17 protein-coding genes and 1 pseudogene are annotated in these 18,058 nt (G+C 67.3%); 9 read left to right on the forward strand and 9 right to left on the reverse strand.

Translation table 11 applies throughout. The features are described 5' to 3' along the window. Positions 1 to 136 precede the first annotated feature (136 nt). Positions 137 to 697, forward strand: coding sequence for an EF-hand domain-containing protein (locus AC5P7F_RS08085; protein WP_164077059.1), 561 nt, complete (start codon positions 137 to 139; stop codon positions 695 to 697). Between the two features lie 51 nt (positions 698 to 748). On the opposite strand, the gene AC5P7F_RS08090 is transcribed toward AC5P7F_RS08085, so the two are convergent. From AC5P7F_RS08090 to AC5P7F_RS08105, 4 genes are all read right to left on the reverse strand, one after another. Next, positions 749 to 1,966, reverse strand: coding sequence for a sigma-70 family RNA polymerase sigma factor (locus AC5P7F_RS08090; protein WP_164077060.1), 1,218 nt, complete (start codon positions 1,964 to 1,966; stop codon positions 749 to 751). Positions 1,967 to 2,143: 177 nt separating this feature from the next. Beyond that, on the reverse strand, positions 2,144 to 2,653 hold the full coding sequence (locus AC5P7F_RS08095; protein ID WP_053494920.1) for a pathogenicity-like protein: 510 nt from the start codon (positions 2,651 to 2,653) through the stop codon (positions 2,144 to 2,146). A 4-nt stretch (positions 2,654 to 2,657) separates the two neighbouring features. Continuing rightward, a complete protein-coding gene (gene tesB, locus AC5P7F_RS08100; protein WP_005408551.1) occupies positions 2,658 to 3,578 on the reverse strand; it encodes an acyl-CoA thioesterase II in 921 nt (306 codons plus the stop codon). 87 nt (positions 3,579 to 3,665) lie between these two features. Next, positions 3,666 to 4,442 carry an enoyl-CoA hydratase/isomerase family protein gene (locus AC5P7F_RS08105; protein WP_014646368.1) on the reverse strand — a complete coding sequence of 259 codons (777 nt, stop codon included), beginning with the start codon at positions 4,440 to 4,442 and terminating at the stop codon, positions 3,666 to 3,668. Between the two features lie 34 nt (positions 4,443 to 4,476). Between AC5P7F_RS08105 and AC5P7F_RS08110 the strand changes: the two genes are divergently transcribed. Continuing rightward, positions 4,477 to 4,923, forward strand: coding sequence for a copper chaperone PCu(A)C (locus tag AC5P7F_RS08110; RefSeq protein ID WP_041863160.1), 447 nt, complete (start codon positions 4,477 to 4,479; stop codon positions 4,921 to 4,923). A gap of 72 nt (positions 4,924 to 4,995) precedes the next feature. Here AC5P7F_RS08110 and AC5P7F_RS08115 read toward each other — a convergent pair. The 4 genes and pseudogenes from AC5P7F_RS08115 to uvrA form a co-directional block, all read right to left on the reverse strand. Then, positions 4,996 to 5,076: pseudogene (locus AC5P7F_RS08115) on the reverse strand (enolase); the annotation flags it as partial. Positions 5,077 to 5,121: 45 nt separating this feature from the next. Beyond that, a complete protein-coding gene (locus AC5P7F_RS08120; RefSeq protein ID WP_164077126.1) occupies positions 5,122 to 5,847 on the reverse strand; it encodes an enolase in 726 nt (241 codons plus the stop codon). 97 nt (positions 5,848 to 5,944) lie between these two features. Further along, entirely contained in the window at positions 5,945 to 6,352 is a 408-nt protein-coding gene (locus tag AC5P7F_RS08125) for a thioesterase family protein (protein ID WP_164077125.1), read from the reverse strand. Further along, positions 6,352 to 9,345, reverse strand: coding sequence for an excinuclease ABC subunit UvrA (gene uvrA / locus AC5P7F_RS08130; RefSeq protein WP_014646372.1), 2,994 nt, complete (start codon positions 9,343 to 9,345; stop codon positions 6,352 to 6,354). The genes AC5P7F_RS08125 and uvrA overlap by 1 nt, the downstream gene beginning before the upstream one ends. A 318-nt stretch (positions 9,346 to 9,663) precedes the next feature. Between uvrA and rplU the strand changes: the two genes are divergently transcribed. The 3 genes from rplU (at position 9,664) to cgtA (ending at position 11,500) form a co-directional block, all read left to right on the forward strand. Beyond that, on the forward strand, positions 9,664 to 9,972 hold the full coding sequence (gene rplU / locus AC5P7F_RS08135) for a 50S ribosomal protein L21 (protein WP_005408557.1): 309 nt from the start codon (positions 9,664 to 9,666) through the stop codon (positions 9,970 to 9,972). A gap of 18 nt (positions 9,973 to 9,990) precedes the next feature. Further along, positions 9,991 to 10,254, forward strand: a complete 264-nt coding sequence (gene rpmA, locus AC5P7F_RS08140) for a 50S ribosomal protein L27 (protein WP_005408558.1) — start codon at positions 9,991 to 9,993, stop codon at positions 10,252 to 10,254. Between the two features lie 193 nt (positions 10,255 to 10,447). Further along, positions 10,448 to 11,500 (forward strand): Obg family GTPase CgtA, encoded by a 1,053-nt coding sequence (cgtA, locus tag AC5P7F_RS08145; protein WP_014646373.1) that lies wholly within the window; start codon positions 10,448 to 10,450, stop codon positions 11,498 to 11,500. A gap of 166 nt (positions 11,501 to 11,666) precedes the next feature. Here the strand turns inward: cgtA and rpsT are convergent, their stop codons facing one another. After that, positions 11,667 to 11,936, reverse strand: a complete 270-nt coding sequence (gene rpsT, locus AC5P7F_RS08150) for a 30S ribosomal protein S20 (protein ID WP_005408560.1) — start codon at positions 11,934 to 11,936, stop codon at positions 11,667 to 11,669. Positions 11,937 to 12,053: 117 nt separating this feature from the next. Here rpsT and murJ point away from each other — a divergent pair, with 117 nt between their 5' ends. The 4 genes from murJ (at position 12,054) to lspA (ending at position 18,033) form a co-directional block, all read left to right on the forward strand. Next, complete coding sequence (gene murJ / locus AC5P7F_RS08155; protein WP_014646374.1) at positions 12,054 to 13,658, forward strand: murein biosynthesis integral membrane protein MurJ; 1,605 nt, start codon at positions 12,054 to 12,056, stop codon at positions 13,656 to 13,658. A 75-nt stretch (positions 13,659 to 13,733) separates the two neighbouring features. Beyond that, positions 13,734 to 14,681, forward strand: coding sequence for a bifunctional riboflavin kinase/FAD synthetase (locus tag AC5P7F_RS08160; protein ID WP_014646375.1), 948 nt, complete (start codon positions 13,734 to 13,736; stop codon positions 14,679 to 14,681). After that, positions 14,678 to 17,509 (forward strand): isoleucine--tRNA ligase, encoded by a 2,832-nt coding sequence (gene ileS / locus AC5P7F_RS08165; RefSeq protein ID WP_134808625.1) that lies wholly within the window; start codon positions 14,678 to 14,680, stop codon positions 17,507 to 17,509. Before AC5P7F_RS08160 ends, ileS begins: the two co-directional genes overlap by 4 nt. Further along, entirely contained in the window at positions 17,509 to 18,033 is a 525-nt protein-coding gene (gene lspA, locus AC5P7F_RS08170; RefSeq protein ID WP_014646377.1) for a signal peptidase II, read from the forward strand. The genes ileS and lspA overlap by 1 nt, the downstream gene beginning before the upstream one ends. Positions 18,034 to 18,058 lie beyond the last annotated feature (25 nt).

An 18,058-nucleotide genomic window follows, 5' to 3' on the forward strand; every position in this document is an offset into this window, starting at 1 on the left:
TTGTCGCAGTGGCGGCGACTGTCCGCCGGATGAATGGAATCGGCAGTAGCGTCAACCGACGTCGCGCCCGGGCGTTGTTGTCCCCCGAGGGTGAAGTGATCACCCCGACGCTGTTCCCATCCCCAGGAGTGACCTCATGATCCGTACCCCCCTGCTGCTGGCCCTGCTGCTCGGCACCTCCGCATCCGGTATCGCGCTGGCGGCCGACACCCCGGCCACGCCGGCACCGCGCCCGGCCAAGCTGGACACCAACGGTGACGGCGTGATCGACCGCAGCGAGGCGGCCGCCAACCCGCGCCTGGCCGCGAAGTTCGACGAGCTGGACAAGAACAAGGACGGCAAGCTCTCGCGCGACGAGCTGCCGCGCTGGCAGCATGGCCGTCGTGGCCACGGCGGTGAGCGCTGGGCCGCGCTGGACGTCAACAAGGATGGCCGCATCAGCCGCGAGGAAGCCAAGGCCGATCCGCGCCTGGCCGCGCGCTTCGACCAGCTTGATCTGAACAGGGACGGCTACCTGGACAAGGCCGACCGCGAGCTGCGCATGAAGCAGCATCGTGATGCCTGGTTCGCCGCCGCCGACACCAACAAGGACGGCCAGCTGAGCAAGGCCGAGTTTGATGCGGCCAAGGGCCAGATGCATGGTGGCCCGCGCCATGGCGGTCCGCGCGACGGCGGCGCACCGAAGCCGCAGCGCTGAGGGTCAATGCAGTGATGACGACAACGCCGGCGGCACTGCCGGCGTTGTCCGTTACAAGCGGCCGCTGCGCATCAGCGAGTACGCCACAAGCGCAATGACCATCAGGTTCATGGCGATGATGGCGGTGCGGCCGTACATCGATTCGAACTTCCAGTTGATGCCGGTTCGCCCGCGCCGCGCCGAATCGCGCGCGATCATCGGCGCCATCACCCGCTGCAGCGTCACCAGGCACTGGTAGTTGACCACGCCCAACCCGACCGCCAGCACCGTCAGCTGCGTCCAGACCGGTGCCTGCAGCACCACAGCCAGCAGGATCGCCAGGCACCAGAACATGCCGGTGGTGATGTTGAGGTAGAGGAAGCGGCGCACATCGGTCCGCTCTGCCGCAGTTTCGGTGTACGACATCAGGAAGCGCCCGCCGAGATAGCTGCCGATCGCGCCACCGGCAACGCCACCAATGACCGCCCCCCAGCTTTCGGCCGGCAACACATGCAGCTGGCCCAGGGTGGCGGTCAACGAGCCCATCGCGGTTCCACCGGCAACGCTGGCGCCGCCGAGGCCGAGCTTGCTGCCGCCGATGCCGACGCCGGTGCCGAGCAGCACCGCTGCACTGGCGGTGCCGGGCGCGGCCACCAGCACCATCGACACCACGGCGGTGGCGAATGCAGCGCTCGGCGCGCTGCTGCGGGCGAATTCACCGAAGCGCTGCAGCAGGCCTTCGCGCACCAGGGCACGTGCACGCGACAGGCGCTTGCGCACGGCTGCATCGCTGAGCCCGAGCAGGTCGGCGACCTGTTGCGAGCGCTGTCCCTCGCGGTAGTACAGCAACAGCACTTCGCGGCTGTCGGCGGGCAGGGTGGAGATGATGTCCTCGGCGGCGATCTCTTCCTCCACCCGCTGCAGGCGGTCAGCCGCGCCCGGCGACGGGTCGGCGGCCATGCCCATCGCTACCTCGGCCGCCTCGCCGGTCAGCGGCCGCCCACGCTGGGCGCGCAGCCAGTCGCGGGCCAGGTTGCGGGTGATCTGCCGCAGCCAGGGCAGGAAGCTGGTCGCGCTGCGCAGCTGGTGCAGCTGCTGCCAGCCCTTCACGAAGGCCTCCTGGGCGATGTCCTCGCTGGCCTGGCGGTCGCGGGTGATGGCCAGGGCGATGGCGGTGACCGTGTTCTGGCAGGCCAGCACGATACGGCCGTAGGCGTGCTGGCAACCGCTGGCGGCGGCGGGCAGTTCGCGTTCCAGGGTCTGGTCGATCGATGCGGCGAACGTCGTCATGGCGGCGGCTCTCCTGCTGGGATTGTGTCCCATGACGGAGCCGCGCGCCCAATGTGACCGACTTTCTGTGCTGACAAAAAAGGGACGGAGGGGATTAAGTCGTTTGTGCCACAAACGACTTAATCCCCTCCGTCCCCTTTTTGCAGTTGCCGGCCAGCGGCGGGTACGACCCGTGGGTTATTTCGATGGCTGGATGCGGACCCGGACTTCTTCCTCTTCCGGTGCGGCCTGCGGGGCCGGTTGCGCCTGCTGCGGCTGGGCCTGCGGGGCAGGGGCCGGTGCTGCCGGGGCCGGGGCACCGCGATGGCGCAGGCCGATCACCAGCGCCACGCCGGCGATCACCACCAGCAGGGCGATGCGGATGCGCCAGGCCCAGCTGCGGCCGCCGCTGCCCTGTTCCGGCGTGTCGCGGAAGGCGAACTCGGCGGTCGGATGGTCGCGGCGGGTGGTGTCGAGCAGGCGCGCCTCACGCAGGATCTCGCGTGCACGCGGCTGGTCGTCGGCGCGCACGATCCATACCGCCGGGTAGGCGTTGGCGTTGCCGAGGTCGGTATAGCTGAACTGGCCGCGGCGACGGGTCTTGTACGAGCGCCCGTTGGTCACCTTGACGTCGATGCCATGCCCGCGCAGGAGCTCGGCCACGCCTTCGACGGTTTCCACGCGCTGGCTGCTGAAGATCTGGCGCATGGGTTTACTCCTTGGCCGGCACGGCGGCCGCGGCAGCCTGGTCGGGAACCACGCGGATCAGGCCCTCCTGCGCGGTGCTGGCCACCAGCACACCATTGCGGGTGAAGAACTGGCCGCGGGCCAGGCCGCGCGAATCCTGCGCGCTGGGGCTGTCCAGCGAGTACAGCAGCCAGTCGTCGGCGCGGAACGGGCGGTGGAACCAGATCGCGTGGTCGAGCGAGGCCATCTGCACGTGCGGGTGGTAGTAGCTGATGCCGTGCGGGAACGTCGCCGTGCCCAGCAGGTGGAAGTCCGAGGCATAGGCCAGCAGGGCCTGGTGCAGTTCCGGAGCATCGCCGACCGGCTCGCTCAGGCGCAGCCACACCTGGTGGTAGGGCGGGCGCTTGGGCGGGTTCAGTTCGTCGCGCGGGTAGACGTGGCGGAATTCGAACGGGCCGCCGCGCGACAGCCAGCGCTGCACCTTGATCGGCAGCCGCTCCAGCACTTCGGCCGGCAGCGGCCGGTTCGGTTCGATGTCTTCCGGCTGCGGCACTTCGGGCATCTTGTGCTGGTGCTCGGCGCCGGTCTCGGCCTGCTGGAACGATGCCGCGCAGAAGAAGATCACCTTGCCGTGCTGGATCGCGGTGACCCGGCGCACCGAGAAGCTGCCGCCGTCGCGGGTACGGTCCACGTCGTAGACGATCGGGTGGTCGATGTTGCCGGCGCGCAGGAAATAGGCGTGCAGCGAGTGCACGTGGCGGCCGTTGTCGACCGTGGCCTGTGCCGCGGCCAGCGCCTGGCCCAGCACCTGCCCGCCGAACACGTACTTGGTGCCGATGTCGCGGCTCTGCCCGCGGAACAGGTTGTCCTCCAGCCGCTCCAGCGTGAGCAGGTCGATCAGCTCGGAGACGACGGGTTCGGGCGTGTCGTTCAAGGGGGCGGCCACAGCAGTGAAAGAGGGCCTGATTATACCGGTCAGGGGTCAGATCCCTTTCGCCGGGCGAAAGGGATCTGACCCCGGGCGGGGCAACCGCTATTTGCCCAGCCGTGCGACCAGCGCCTGCAGGGCGTTCTGTGCGTCCGGGGCGAACCAGGCCTCGACGAAACGGTCGAGCTGGATCAGGTCCGGCTGCAGCGCCACGTGCAGGTCGGCGCGGGCGATGGCGCGGGTCAGCAGCATCGGCTGGCGCGGCTGCCTGAGCAGGTCCTGCAGCCAGGCAATCGCGCGTGCCACCACCAGGTCCCCCTCTGCCAGCTCATCCACCAGGCCGATCTGCACCGCCTGTTCGGCCGGTACCAGCGAACCGGTGGTCAGCAGCACGCCGGCGCGGTGCACGCCCACCGCACGGCGCAGCAGGCGCTGGATGCCCTCCGGCGCGATCAGGCCCACCTGCACCTCGTTCAGGCCGATGGCATATGGCCGCGACGGATCGGCGCTGCGGGCCATCACCCGGTAGTCGCAGCACAGGGCCAGCACGCAGCCGCCCGCCGGGGCGTGGCCGGTGATCGCCGCGACCACCGGGATGCGGCTCTCGGCCAGCGTGCGTACGGCGCCAAAGAAGGCGTTCCAGGTGTCCAGCAGCTTGTGCTTGTCATCGCCATGCGAGAGCAGGTGCGGCACGTCCATGCCGCCGGTGAAGATGCGCTCGCTGCCCGACAGCACGATGCCGTGCGCGTCTTCGGCCATGGCCAGCTCGATGGCATGGATCAACTGCCGGCACAGGTCGGTGTCCAGTGCGTTGACCGGCGGCCGCGCCAGGCGCAGTTCGCGGATGGGGCCATGGTTGATCACCTCGATGAGCGTCGTCATGCTGCGGTCTCGTTGCGAAGAAGGAACCTGGGCGATGATAACCAAACCATTCGTTGGCGTACTGTGGCTTCTGTGTGCGGCCGCAGCATCGGCCTCGGCGGCGGAATCGGGCTGCGTCACGGTGGATCAGGGCTGGGCGCGGTTGCCACCGAATCCGGCAATGCCGATGACCGCTGGCTACGGCGTCATCCACAACGGCTGCGGCAAGGCGGTGGTGATCACCGGCGCGACCAGCAGCAGCTTCAATGATGTGTCGCTGCACGAAACCACGATCACGGATGGGGTCAGCCGGATGCGCGCGATCGAGCGCCTGCCGCTGGCGCCGGGTGCACGTGCCGAGCTCAAGCCCGGTGGCCTGCACCTGATGCTGATGCAGGGCAAGGGCGCGCTGAAGGAGGGGCAGGCGGTGCCGCTACGGCTGCAGCTGGAAGGCGGCGGCGAAGCAAGTGCGACGCTGGCCGTACGCAAGGCTGCGCCGTAGCGGGATGGTCGTGCCGGCCGCTGGCCGGCAGCACGGGCAATGCCGGCCAGCGGCCGGCACTACCACAGGGCCTTACGACCAGTCGTACGAGAACAGCACGGTGCGGCATTCCGGCTCGTACAGCATCTCGACCGCGTCGGCGCCGGTGGCGCAGAGGATCGTGTAGTACCGGCCGCTGGCCGGCACGATCAAAGGGCCTTACGACCAGTCGTACGAGAACAGCACGGTGCGGCTTTCCGGCTCGTACAGCATCACGATCGCATCGGCGCCGGTGGCGCACCAGTTGTAGCCGGCTACGCCGGCCACGGCGAAGAACTTGTTGCCGTTGCGGGTGATGATCACCGTTTCGGCATCGTCCGCAGCGTTTGGGTCATCGGCAGCGTCGGTGAAGCCCAGTTCGAAGGCCGCGGGAATCTCCGCGGTCTCGGTCCAGTTGCCGAAGCCTATCGGTCCGCCCAGCGTATCCAGGTAGTCGCGTTCGCTGGCCTCACCCTTGCCGTAGCGCGAGTAGCAGGCGAGACGGCCGTGCGCGGCATGGTAATCGCGGGCCTTGGCGTAGCTGTCGCGCATCTGCGCGATGTGCTCCTGCGCATCCTTGTCCTGCACCGCCTCGCCGATGAAATAGCCCTCATTGCCGAGGAAGCGCATCTCGTTGCCGGCGGTCAGTTCGAAGGCGATCCAGTTGGTGCCGGTGAAATCGTTGTGGTGTTCTTCGGTGGTCTCGCCGATGCAGCCGTCGTACGGCTCGATCGGGCACAGCATCGTCGCCACCTGGCCGGCCAGTTCCGGCCGCAGCACGCCCAGGTCAATCTTCAGCAGCGGCAGCAGGTGCTGGCCGAGCCAGGCCTGGTCGGCGGGAAAGACGTCGGTGGGGAAGGGGACCATGCCGGGCAGCAGGTCGCGCAGTTCAGTCTGGGGGATCATGTCAGTCCATTGAATGGGATCGGTAGTGCCGGCCGCTGGCCGGCAACCTCATTGCAGCCAAAGCGTGCCGACCAAGGTCGGCACCTACCAGGGCGCGTCAAGTGGAGGCGCTGCGGATCGCCTCCGGCAGCGGCGCGCTCTTGCCGGTCTGCGTATCCATCCACACCACCACCACGTTGCCGTCGGAATACAGCTTCGACGCGTCCTGCTGGTCGACGATGCGGTGGCCGATGGTCACGCTGCTGTTGCCCAGGCGCTCGACGAACAGGTCGACCAGTATGTCGTTGGGCCACACGATCGGCAGCCGGTAATTGACGTTGGTCGCGGCCACCACCGGTGCGATGCGGTCGGTCATCGATACGCCGTCCACGCCCAGCATCCAGCGCACGCGCGCTTCTTCCAGGTAGGAAATGTACTTGGCGTTGTTGACGTGGCCCATGCTGTCCATGTCACGCCAGCGCACGCTGATCGGGATGCGGGCCAGGATCTTGTGTTCGCTGCTCATCAGGCGTCCTTCTTCTTCGATGTGCTCTTGCTGGCCTTGCCGGTGCTCTTGGCGGCCGCGGCCTTCTTGGCAACCTTGGCCGGCTTCTCAGGCTTCACCTTGCGTGGCGGGCGGGCGTCGGGCTTGTTGGCCACGGCAGCCGGCTGTTCCGGGCGCGCGCTGGTGGACGGCAGCATGCGCGCCAGGAACTGGCCGGTATACGACTGCGGACAGGCCGCCACGTCTTCCGGCGTGCCGGTGACCAGGATGGTGCCACCGCGGTGGCCGCCTTCCGGGCCCAGGTCGATGATCCAGTCGGCGGTCTTGATCACGTCCAGGTTGTGCTCGATCACCACCACCGTGTTGCCTTCGTCGCGCAGCTTGTGCAGCACGCCCAGCAGCGCTTCGATGTCGTGGAAGTGCAGGCCGGTGGTCGGTTCGTCGAGGATGTACAGGGTGCGGCCGGTATCGCGGCGCGACAGTTCCTTGGACAGCTTCACGCGCTGTGCTTCACCACCGGACAGCGTGGTCGCGCTCTGGCCCAGTTTGATGTAGCTCAGGCCGACGTCGACCAGGGTTTCCAGCTTGCGTGCGATCGACGGCACCGGTTCGAACAGCTTCAGTGCATCCTCGACGGTCATTTCCAGCACGTCGTTGATGTTGAAGCCCTTGTAGAGGATCTCCAGCGTCTCGCGGTTGTAGCGCTTGCCATGGCAGACGTCGCAGGGCACGTACACGTCCGGCAGGAAGTGCATCTCCACCTTGATCAGGCCGTCGCCCTGGCAGGCTTCGCAGCGGCCACCGCGCACGTTGAAGCTGAAACGGCCCGGCGAATAGCCACGCGCACGCGCTTCGGGCACCTGTGCGAACAGTTCGCGCAGGGGGGTGAACAGGCCGGTGTAGGTGGCCGGGTTCGAACGCGGGGTGCGGCCGATCGGTGACTGGTCGATGTCCACCACCTTGTCGAACAGGTCCAGGCCATCGATCTCCTTGTACGGGGCGATCGGGTGCGAGGAACCGTTGATCTCGTTGGCGGCCAGCGAGAACAGGGTGTCGTTGATCAGGGTGGACTTGCCGGAGCCGGACACACCGGTCACGCAGGTCAGCAGGCCCGACGGAATCGCCAGGTCCACACCCTTGAGGTTGTTGCCGCTGGCCCCGCGCAGGTGCAGGGTCATCTTCGGGTTCGGCTTGTGCCGGCGCGCGGGGATCTCGATCGCGCGCTTGCCCGACAGGTACTGGCCGGTCAGCGAGCGCGGTGCCTCCAGGATGTCCTGCAGGGTGCCCTGGCCGACGATCTCGCCGCCATGCACGCCCGCGCCCGGGCCGATGTCCAGCACGTAGTCGGCCAGGCGGATCGCATCCTCGTCATGCTCGACCACGATCACCGTGTTGCCGAGGTCGCGCAGGCGGGTGAGGGTGCCGAGCAGGCGCTCGTTGTCACGCTGGTGCAGGCCGATCGACGGCTCGTCGAGCACGTACATCACGCCGACCAGGCCGGCGCCGATCTGGCTGGCCAGGCGGATGCGCTGTGCCTCGCCACCGGACAGGGTGTCGGCCTTGCGTTCCAGGGTCAGGTAATCCAGGCCCACATCGACCAGGAAGCCGAGGCGCTCACCGATTTCCTTGACGATCTTCGCGGCGATCTCGCCACGCCAGCCCGGCAGGCTCAGTTCGCTGAAGAACTTCAGCGCCTCGTCGATCGGCAGCACCACCAGCTCCGGCAGCGGGCGGTCGGCCACGAACACGTTGCGTGCCGCCTTGTTCAGGCGCGCGCCATGGCATTCCGGGCACGGCTGTTCGCTGATGTACTTGGACAGCTCTTCGCGCACCGCCGGCGATTCGGTTTCCTTGTAGCGGCGCTCGAGGTTGGGAATGATGCCCTCGAAGCGGTGCTTGCGCTGGGTGCGGCCACCGGCTTCGGTGAAGTAGGTGAAGGTGATCGCCTCATCGCCGCTGCCGTACAGCACGGCCTGCTGCACGTTCTGCGGCAGCGAGTTCCATGCCGCGTCGACGTCGAACCGGTAGTGCTTGGCCAGCGAGGCGATCAGCTGGAAGTAATAGGCGTTGCGGCGGTCCCAGCCGCGCACCGCGCCGGCGGCCAGCGACAGCTCGGGATGCACCACCACGCGCGAAGGATCGAAGAATTCGGCCATGCCCAGGCCGTCGCAGCCGGGGCAGGCGCCCATCGGTGCGTTGAACGAGAACAGGCGCGGTTCCAGCTCCGGCAGCGAGTAATCGCAGACCGGGCAGGAGTACTTGGAGGAGAACAGCGTCGGCGAAGCGTCGGCACTGTCCAGGCTCTGCACCGAGGCCATGCCGTCGCCCAGCTTCAGTGCGGTCTCGAAGCTCTCGGCCAGGCGCTGCTTGATGTCCTCGCGCGGGCGGAAGCGGTCGATCACCGCCTCGATGGTGTGCTTCTGGCGCAGCGCCAGCGGCGGCACCGCATCGATTTCATGCAGCTCGCCGTCCACGCGCACGCGCACGAAACCCTGCGCGCGCAGCTGGTCGAACACCTGGGCATGCTCGCCCTTGCGGTCGCGGATGACCGGGGCCAGCAGCATGTAGCGCTGTTCCGGGTCCAGGGTCAGCACCTGGTCGACCATCTGGCTGACCGTCTGCGCCTCCAGCGGATAGCCGTGGTCCGGGCAGCGCGGGGTGCCGACGCGGGCGTACAGCAGGCGCAGGTAGTCGTAGATCTCGGTGATCGTGCCGACCGTCGAACGCGGGTTGTGCGAGGTCGACTTCTGCTCGATCGAGATCGCCGGGGACAGGCCCTCGATGTGGTCCAGGTCCGGCTTTTCCATCACGCTCAGGAACTGGCGCGCATAGGCCGACAGCGACTCGACATAGCGGCGCTGGCCTTCTGCATAGATGGTGTCGAACGCCAGCGAGGACTTGCCCGAGCCGGACAGGCCGGTGATCACGATCAGCTTGTCGCGGGGCAGGTCGAGGTCGAGGTTCTTCAGGTTGTGCGTCCGCGCGCCGCGGATGCGGATGAAATCCATCGCCATGGGGGATCCGGTTGTGGGGGCGTTGGCTGGGTGCCGGGCCAGCAGGGAACGGCAATCGGTCAGCCTACCGAGGTGACCAGATGGGGGCAATGGGCGACAATGCCAGCCCGATGTCTCATCTGGTGAGACAGGCCGTCAGGCAGGGGTCAGATCCCTTTTCACGGGGTGAAAAGGGATCTGACCCCGTTCCGGAGCCGTCCCCCCGCGGCGTTCGGGGGTTGACTTGACCCGCGCCCGCTGATCTGCGTACAATTCCGCTCCTGTCCGCCCTCGATGGCGGCAGCTCAGACCACAATAACTACAGAGGAAGGCCTGGTCATGTACGCAGTACTGGTCACCGGCGGTAAGCAATACCGCGTGGCGCAGGGCGAAAAGCTCCGCATTGAAAAGCTCGAAGTCGAAGTCGGCAGCGAGATCAAGTTTGACAACATCCTGATGCTGGGTGACAGCGACGGCGTGAAGCTGGGCGATGCGCTGAAGGGCGCTGCCGTCACCGCCAAGGTCCTGTCCCAGGGTCGTGCTGACAAGGTCCGGATCATCAAGTTCCGTCGCCGCAAGCACCACATGAAGCGTCAGGGTCACCGTCAGTACTACACCGAAATCGAGATCACCGGCATCGCCGGCTAAGCATCAGGAGAAGCAGTCATGGCACATAAAAAGGGCGTAGGCTCCTCGCGCAACGGTCGCGACTCCAACCCGAAGTACCTGGGCGTCAAGATCTTCGGCGGCCAGGCCATCGAAGCCGGCAACATCATCGTGCGTCAGCGCGGCACCCAGTTCCACCCGGGCACCGGCGTTGGCCTGGGCCGTGACCACACCCTGTTCGCCCTCGTGGACGGCAAGGTGGAGTTCTCGGTCAAGGGCGCCAAGAAGCGTCGCACCGTCAGCATCGTCTCGGCCGACGCCTGATCCAGGCATCGCCGGCACCCGTGCCGCGGCATGGCCGTGCTGGATGAAGAGCACGCTGCATGGAGAGCCCCGCTTCGGCGGGGCTTTTCGTTAGAGTTGAAGCAAGACCGGCTGGGCCGGGTTGCCGGCCCGCGGCCGGCATGACATTCAAGGTGGCGGCCAGCAGGTCGCGCCCATCGCAGGCATCGAAACAATGAAACTGGTAGACGAAGCAGAAATCGAAGTGTTCGCCGGCAACGGCGGCAACGGCTGCATTGGCTTCCGTCGCGAGAAGTTCATTCCGCTCGGCGGCCCGGACGGCGGCGACGGCGGTGCGGGCGGCAGCGTGTACATCCGCGCCGACGAAAACCTGAACACCCTGGTCGACTTCCGCCATGAGCGTATCTTCAAGGCGCAGCGCGGCGAGAACGGCATGGGCCGCCAGGCCTATGGCAAGGGCGGCGAAGACCTGACCATCACCGTGCCGGTCGGCACCGTGGTCATCAACGTTGCCACCGATGAAGTCATCGGCGACCTGACCCAGCACGGCGACCGCCTGCTGGTGGCCAAGGGCGGTCGCGGTGGCCTGGGCAACATGCACTTCAAGAGCTCGACCAACCGCTCGCCGCGCCAGGCGCTGCCGGGCGAGCCGGGCGAAGAGCGCACGCTGAAGCTGGAGCTGAAGCTGCTGGCCGATGTCGGCCTGCTGGGCTTCCCCAACGCCGGCAAGAGCACCCTGATCCGTGCCGTTTCGGCGGCAACGCCGAAGGTGGCCGATTACCCGTTCACCACGCTGTACCCGAACCTGGGCGTGGTGAAGGTGGAGAACCACCGCAGCTTCGTGATCGCCGACATTCCGGGCCTGATCGAAGGCGCTGCGGACGGCGCCGGCCTGGGTGCGCAGTTCCTGCGCCACCTGCAGCGCACCCGCCTGCTGCTGCACCTGGTGGACATCTCGCCGATGGAAGGCGGCGTGGAGGGCATTTCGCCGGTGGAGCAGGTGCGTGCGATTGAACGCGAGCTGGAGAAGCACGATCCGGAGCTGCTGAACAAGCCGCGCTGGCTGGTGCTGAACAAGGCTGACCTGATGTTCGAAGACGAGGCGCAGGCCGCGGCGGAGCAGATCGTCGCCGAGCTGGGCTGGAAGGAGCCGTGGTTCCTGGTTTCCGCGCTGGGCCGCGAAGGTACCTTCCCGATCATGAGCCGGATCATGGCCTTCTTCGATCGCCAGAAGGAAGACGAGCTGGAAGCCCGCAACGCGCAGTGAATGCCGTTGTGGTTCCATGCGGAAAACCCGGCTTCGGCCGGGTTTTTCATTTGGTAGTGCCGGCCGCTGGCCGGCAATCCCGGTGAACCGCAGGCAACAAAAAACCCGGCCGGGGCCGGGCTTTTGTCTGCTGCCCAACCCCGAAGGGCAGGGCGGCAACGCCGGATCAGGCGGCCTTGAGAGCCTTGATGCGGTCGTTCAGGCGGCTCTTGTGGCGAGCAGCCTTGTTCTTGTGGATCAGGCCACGCGCGCTGAAGCGATCCAGGATCGGCTGGGCAACGGCGAAGGCGGCTTCGGCGCCGGCGGCATCGTTGGCGTCCAGCGCCTTGATCACTTTCTTGACAGCGGTGCGCAGCATCGAGCGCTGAGCCACGTTGCGCGCGTTGCGCACGACGGTCTGCTTGGCGCGCTTCTTGGCGGACTTGATATTGGCCACGGTGGTGGTTTCCTGAAAAAATCGGTGTTATGGGAACAGCAAGCTAGCTAGTATGATGGCCCGAGAAATGCACGTCAAGTCGATTGTCAAGAGGGACGCTGAGTGAGTTCACCGAAGATGTTGCGGGGCCTGCTGTCGTTCAGCAGCATGACCATGGTCTCGCGGGTTCTCGGACTTGTCCGGGATCAGGTGATCACTACCACGTTCGGCACCAATGCGGTTACCGATGCGTTCTGGGTTGCCTTCAGGATACCCAATTTCCTGCGCCGGTTGTTCGCGGAGGGGTCCTTCTCCACCGCCTTCGTGCCGGTGTTCACCGAGGTGAAGGAGACCCGCAGCCACGCCGAACTGCGTGAGCTGATGTCCCGGACCGCCGGCACCCTGGGCGGGGTGCTGATGCTGGTCACCGCCCTGGCGCTGATCTTCGCGCCGCAGCTGGCGGTGGCATTCTCAAGTGGTGCTGACACCGACCCGGTCAAGCAGACCCTGCTGGTCGACCTGTTCCGCCTGACCTTCCCGTTCCTGCTGTTCGTGTCGCTGACCGCGCTGGCCGGCGGTGCGCTGAACAGCTTCCAGCGCTTCGCGATGCCGGCGCTGACCCCGGTCATCCTCAACCTGTGCATGATCGCCGGTGCGCTGTGGCTGGCGCCGCGGCTGGGCGGCACCCCGGAGAAGCAGATCCTGGCGCTGGGCTGGGCGGTGCTGGCGGCCGGTCTCCTGCAGCTGCTGTTCCAGCTGCCCTCGCTGAAGGGCATCAACCTGCTGACCCTGCCGCGCTGGGGCTGGAACCATCCGGGGGTGCGCAAGGTGCTGACGCTGATGGTGCCGACGCTGTTCGGTTCGTCGGTGGCGCAGATCAACCTGCTGCTGGATACCCTCATCGCGGCCAAGCTGACCGACGGCTCGCAGTCCTGGCTGTCGCTGGCCGATCGCTTCCTGGAGCTGCCGCTGGGTGTGTTCGGCGTGGCGCTGGGCACGGTGATCCTGCCGGCGCTGGCCCGCCACCACGTCAGCACCGACCGCGAAGGCTTCTCGCGCTCGCTGGACTGGGGCCTGCGCATGACCCTGCTGATTTCCGTGCCGGCGATGCTGGGCCTGGTGCTGCTGGCCGAGCCGCTGATCGCCACCCTGTTCCAGTACCGCCAGTTCACCGCGTTCGATACCCGCATGACCGCGCTGTCGGTGTACGGCCTGAGCTTCGGCCTGCCGGCGTTCGCCCTGCTCAAGGTGGTGTTGCCGGCCTTCTACGCCCGCCAGGACACCAAGACCCCGGTGCGCGCCGGCGTGGCCGCGCTGGTGGCCAACATGGTGTTCAACTTCGCCCTGCTGGCCGTGCTGTACCAGGTGATGGTGCCCGACGCGCTGAAGGCGCAGGGCGTGATGGCGGCGATCGGCAAGCAGCCGGGCCTGCACCTGGCACTGGGCATCGCCAGTGCGCTGTCCAGTTACCTGAACCTGGGCCTGCTCTGGTACTGGCTGGGCAAGACCGACGTCTACCAGCGGCGGCCGGGCTGGGGCGGCTATCTGGTGCGGCTGGGGGTGGCCTGCGTGGCCATGGTCGGCGTGCTGCTGGCCCTGCTGCACTGGGTCCCCGACTTCACCGGCATGGACAAATGGCACCGTATCGGTGGCCTGATGCTGCTGGTCGGCGGCGGCGGCGCGACCTACGTGGTGGCCATGCTGGCGATGGGCTTCCGCCCGCGCGACCTGCGCGGGCATTGATCGCGGTCCGTGGCGGCTATACTTCAGGGTTACACCATTGAAGCGGCGGCCCCGGTCGGGCCGGAACGAGAGTTGATGAGCAGGCTGTTCAGAAGCGTCGAGGGCGGGGAGCTGTTCCCCAACGGAAGCGTGGTCTGTATCGGTGCATTCGACGGCCTCCACCTGGGCCATCGTGCGCTGGTCCGCCACGCGGTTGCCCGCGCGCGCGCCTTGGGCGTGGCCGCAGTGGCCGTGGCATTCGAGCCGCTGCCGCGTGAATTCTTCGCCCAGGGCACGCCGCCGCCGCGGCTGACCCTGGCGCGCAGCAAGGTCGAGATCCTGCGCGAGCTCGGCGTCGATGCGATCGGCCTGCTGCGTTTCGACGCGGCGATGGCGGCGATGCCGGCCGAGACCTTCGTGCGCCGGTTGCTGGTGCACCGGCTGGGCGCCCGCGAAGTGTGGATCGGGCCCGAGTTCTGCTTCGGCAACCGCCGCCGCGGTGATCTGGCACTGCTGCAGGAGATGGGCGCCGAACTCGGCTTCACCGCGGGCGAGATCGAAGCGGTGGACCTGCATGGCGAGCGCATCTCCAGCACCCGCATCCGCCAGCTGCTGCAGGAGGGCGATTTCGCCCGCGCCAACGACCTGCTCGGCCGCCCCTACGCGATCAGCGGGCGGGTGGTGCGCGGGCGCCAGCTCGGCCGTACGCTGGGCTTCCCCACCGCCAACCTGCGCTTCCCGAAGACCCCGGCACTGTCGGGCATCTACGCGACCTGGGTGCACGGCGTGTTCGACCAGCCCTGGCCTTCGGTGTCCAGCTTCGGTACGCGGCCGACGGTGGAGGGCGTGGAGCCGCTGCTGGAAGCCCACCTGTTCGATTTCCAGGGCGACCTGTACGGCCGCCACATCGACGTGGAGTTCGTCGCCAAGCTGCGCGACGAAGAGAAATTCAATGATCTGGCGGCGCTGACCGACCAGATGCACCGCGACGCCGAACAGGCGCGCGCCATCCTTTCCGAACATAGATTGCGAGCCACTGCGTGAGCCAGGACTACAAGACCACCCTGAACCTGCCAGCCACCGAATTCCCGATGCGCGGCGACCTGCCCAAGCGCGAGCCGGGCATTCTGGCGCGGTGGGAAGAGCAGGGGCTCTACCAGCAGCTGCGCGACAACGCCGCCGGCCGCCCGCTGTTCGTGCTGCATGACGGCCCGCCATACGCCAACGGCCGCATCCACCTGGGCCACGCGGTCAACAAGATCCTGAAGGACATCATCGTCAAGTCGCGCTACCTGGCCGGCTTCGATGCGCCCTACGTGCCGGGCTGGGACTGCCATGGCCTGCCGATCGAGATCGCGGTCGAGAAGAAGTGGGGCAAGGTCGGCACCAAGCTTGACGCCGTCGAATTCCGCCAGAAGTGCCGCGAGTTCGCCGAAGAGCAGATCAACATCCAGCGCGTGGACTTCAAGCGCCTGGGCGTGACCGGTGACTGGGACAACCCGTACAAGACCCTGAGCTTCGATTTCGAAGCCAACGAGATCCGCGCGCTGGCCAAGGTCGTGGCCAACGGCCACCTGGTCCGCGGCGCCAAGCCGGTGTACTGGTGCTTCGACTGTGGCTCGGCGCTGGCCGAGGCCGAGATCGAGTACCAGGAAAAGGAATCGCCGGCGATCGACGTCGCCTACGCCGCACGCGATGCGCAGGCCATCGGCCAGGCGTTCGGCGTGAGCGTGCCGGTCGACGTCGAAGTGGCCGTACCGATCTGGACCACCACGCCGTGGACGCTGCCGGCCTCGCTGGCGGTGTCGCTGGGCGCGGAGATCAACTATGTGCTGGCCGAAGGCCCGGCCCACAACGGCAAGCGCCGCTGGCTGGTGCTGGCCGCGGCCCTGGCCGAGCGCGCGCTGCAGCGCTATGGCGTGGACGAAGTGGTGCTGCACGGTGAAACCACCGGCGCTGCGCTGGAAAACCAGCTGCTGGCGCATCCGTTCTACCCGGAGCGCGAGATCCTGGTGCTCAATGGCGACCACGTCTCCGACGAGGACGGTACCGGTGCGGTGCACACCGCCCCCGGCCACGGCCAGGAAGACTTCGTGGTCAGCCAGAAGTACGGCCTGCTGGACAAGTACAACGCTGGCCAGGTCACTCCGATCGACGGCCGCGGCGTGTACCTGGAATCGACCCCGCCGGCCGGTGACGTGGTGCTGGCGGGCCAGCACCTGTGGAAGGCGCAGGAGGCCATCGTCGGCGTGCTGCGCGACAACGGTTCGCTGCTGGCGTTCCATCCGATCCGCCACAGCTACCCGCACTGCTGGCGCCACAAGACGCCGGTGGTGTTCCGCGCCACCCCGCAGTGGTTCATCTCGATGGACAAGGCCAACCTGCGCAACGATGCGCTGGCCGCCATCGACACCGTCGGCTGGTTCCCGACCTGGGGCAAGGCGCGCATCCAGAGCATGGTCGACGGTCGCCCGGACTGGACCATCTCGCGCCAGCGCACGTGGGGCGTGCCGATCGCACTGTTCACCCACCGCCAGACCGGCGAGATCCATCCGCGTTCGGTGGAACTGATGCAGCAGGTCGCCGACCGCGTCGAAGCCGAGGGCATCGACGTGTGGTACTCGCTGGACGCCGCCGAACTGCTCGGTGCCGACGCGGCCGACTACGAGAAGGTCACCGACATCCTCGACGTCTGGTTCGATTCGGGCGTGACCCATGAAGGCGTGCTCGCCGCGCGTGGCTTCGGCAAGCCGGCCGACCTGTACCTGGAAGGGTCCGACCAGCACCGCGGCTGGTTCCAGTCCTCGCTGCTGACCGGCGTGGCGATCGACAAGCGTGCCCCGTACAAGCAGTGCCTGACCCACGGCTTCACCGTGGACGAGCACGGCCGCAAGATGTCCAAGTCGCTGGGCAACGGTATCGAGCCGCAGGACATCATGAACAAGCTGGGCGCGGACATCCTGCGCCTGTGGATCGCCTCGGCCGACTACAGCAACGAGATGTCGCTGTCGCAGGAGATCCTCAAGCGCAACGCCGACGCCTACCGCCGCCTGCGCAACACCGCGCGCTTCCTGCTCGGCAACCTGGACGGTTTCGACCCGGCGCTGCACCTGCAGCCGCTCGAGCAGATGGTCGCGCTGGACCGCTGGATCGTGCATCGCGCGTGGGAGCTGCAGGAGAAGATCAAGGCGGCCTACGACGGCTACAACATGGCCGAGATCGTGCAGCTGCTGCTGAACTTCTGCAGCGTGGACCTGGGCTCGCTGTACCTGGACGTGACCAAGGACCGGCTGTACACCATGCCGACCGATTCGCACGGTCGCCGTTCGGCCCAGAGCGCGATGTACCACATCGCCGAAGCATTCACCCGCTGGGTGGCGCCGATCCTGACCTTCACCGCCGACGAGCTGTGGGGCTACCTGCCGGGCGAACGCGCCGGCCACGTGCTGTTCACCACCTGGTATGACGGCCTGGCGCCGTTGCCGGCCGATGCCCAGCTCAATGCCGCCGACTTCGACCAGCTGCTGGCCGTGCGCGAGCAGGTGGCCAAGGTGCTCGAGCCGATGCGCGCCAACGGTGCGATCGGTGCGGCGCTGGAAGCGGAGATCACCATCGCCGCCAGCGAAGAACAGGCCGCGCGCTGGCAGCCGCTGGCCGATGAACTGCGTTTCCTGTTCATCAGTGGCGACGTGCAGGTGCGCCCGGCGACCACCGACGAGGTGTTCGTCAGCGCCCAGCCGACCACCAAGGCCAAGTGCGTGCGCTGCTGGCACCACCGCGCCGACGTCGGCAGCAACGCCGACCATCCCGAGCTGTGCGGCCGTTGCGTGAGCAACGTGACCGGCGCCGGCGAAGTGCGGAGCTGGTTCTGATGGCCGCGCCCCGTCCGCATCCGAACGCCCTGGTCTGGCTGCTGCTGTCGGTGGCCATCATCGGCCTGGACCAGTGGTCCAAGGCCTGGGTGCTGTCCAGCCTGCCGGAGTTCCAGCCGGTGGTGGTCATCGACGGCTTCTGGAACTGGTACCGCACCTACAACACCGGCGCGGCATTCAGTTTCCTGAGCGACGCCGGTGGCTGGCAGAAGTACTTCTTCACCGCGCTGGCGATCGCCATCAGCGGGCTGATGGCGTGGTGGCTGCGCGGCACCGCCCGCGGCAACTGGAAGGCCGCGGTGCCGTATGCGCTGATCATCGGCGGCGCCATCGGCAACGTGATCGACCGCCAGGTGCACGGCCACGTGGTCGACTTCATCCAGTGGTACGTGGGCAGCTACACCTGGCCCTCGTTCAACATCGCCGACTCGGCCATCGTGGTGGGTGCCATCGGCATCGCCCTGTTTGGCCTGTTCGACGGCAAGTCCGCCAAAAAGGCGGATAATGCCAACCCGAAACCGTAAGCCGGCTGCCGCCGGGAGACTGAAC

It is taken from the genome of Stenotrophomonas sp. YJH_SMC_105-26 (assembly GCF_059368915.1).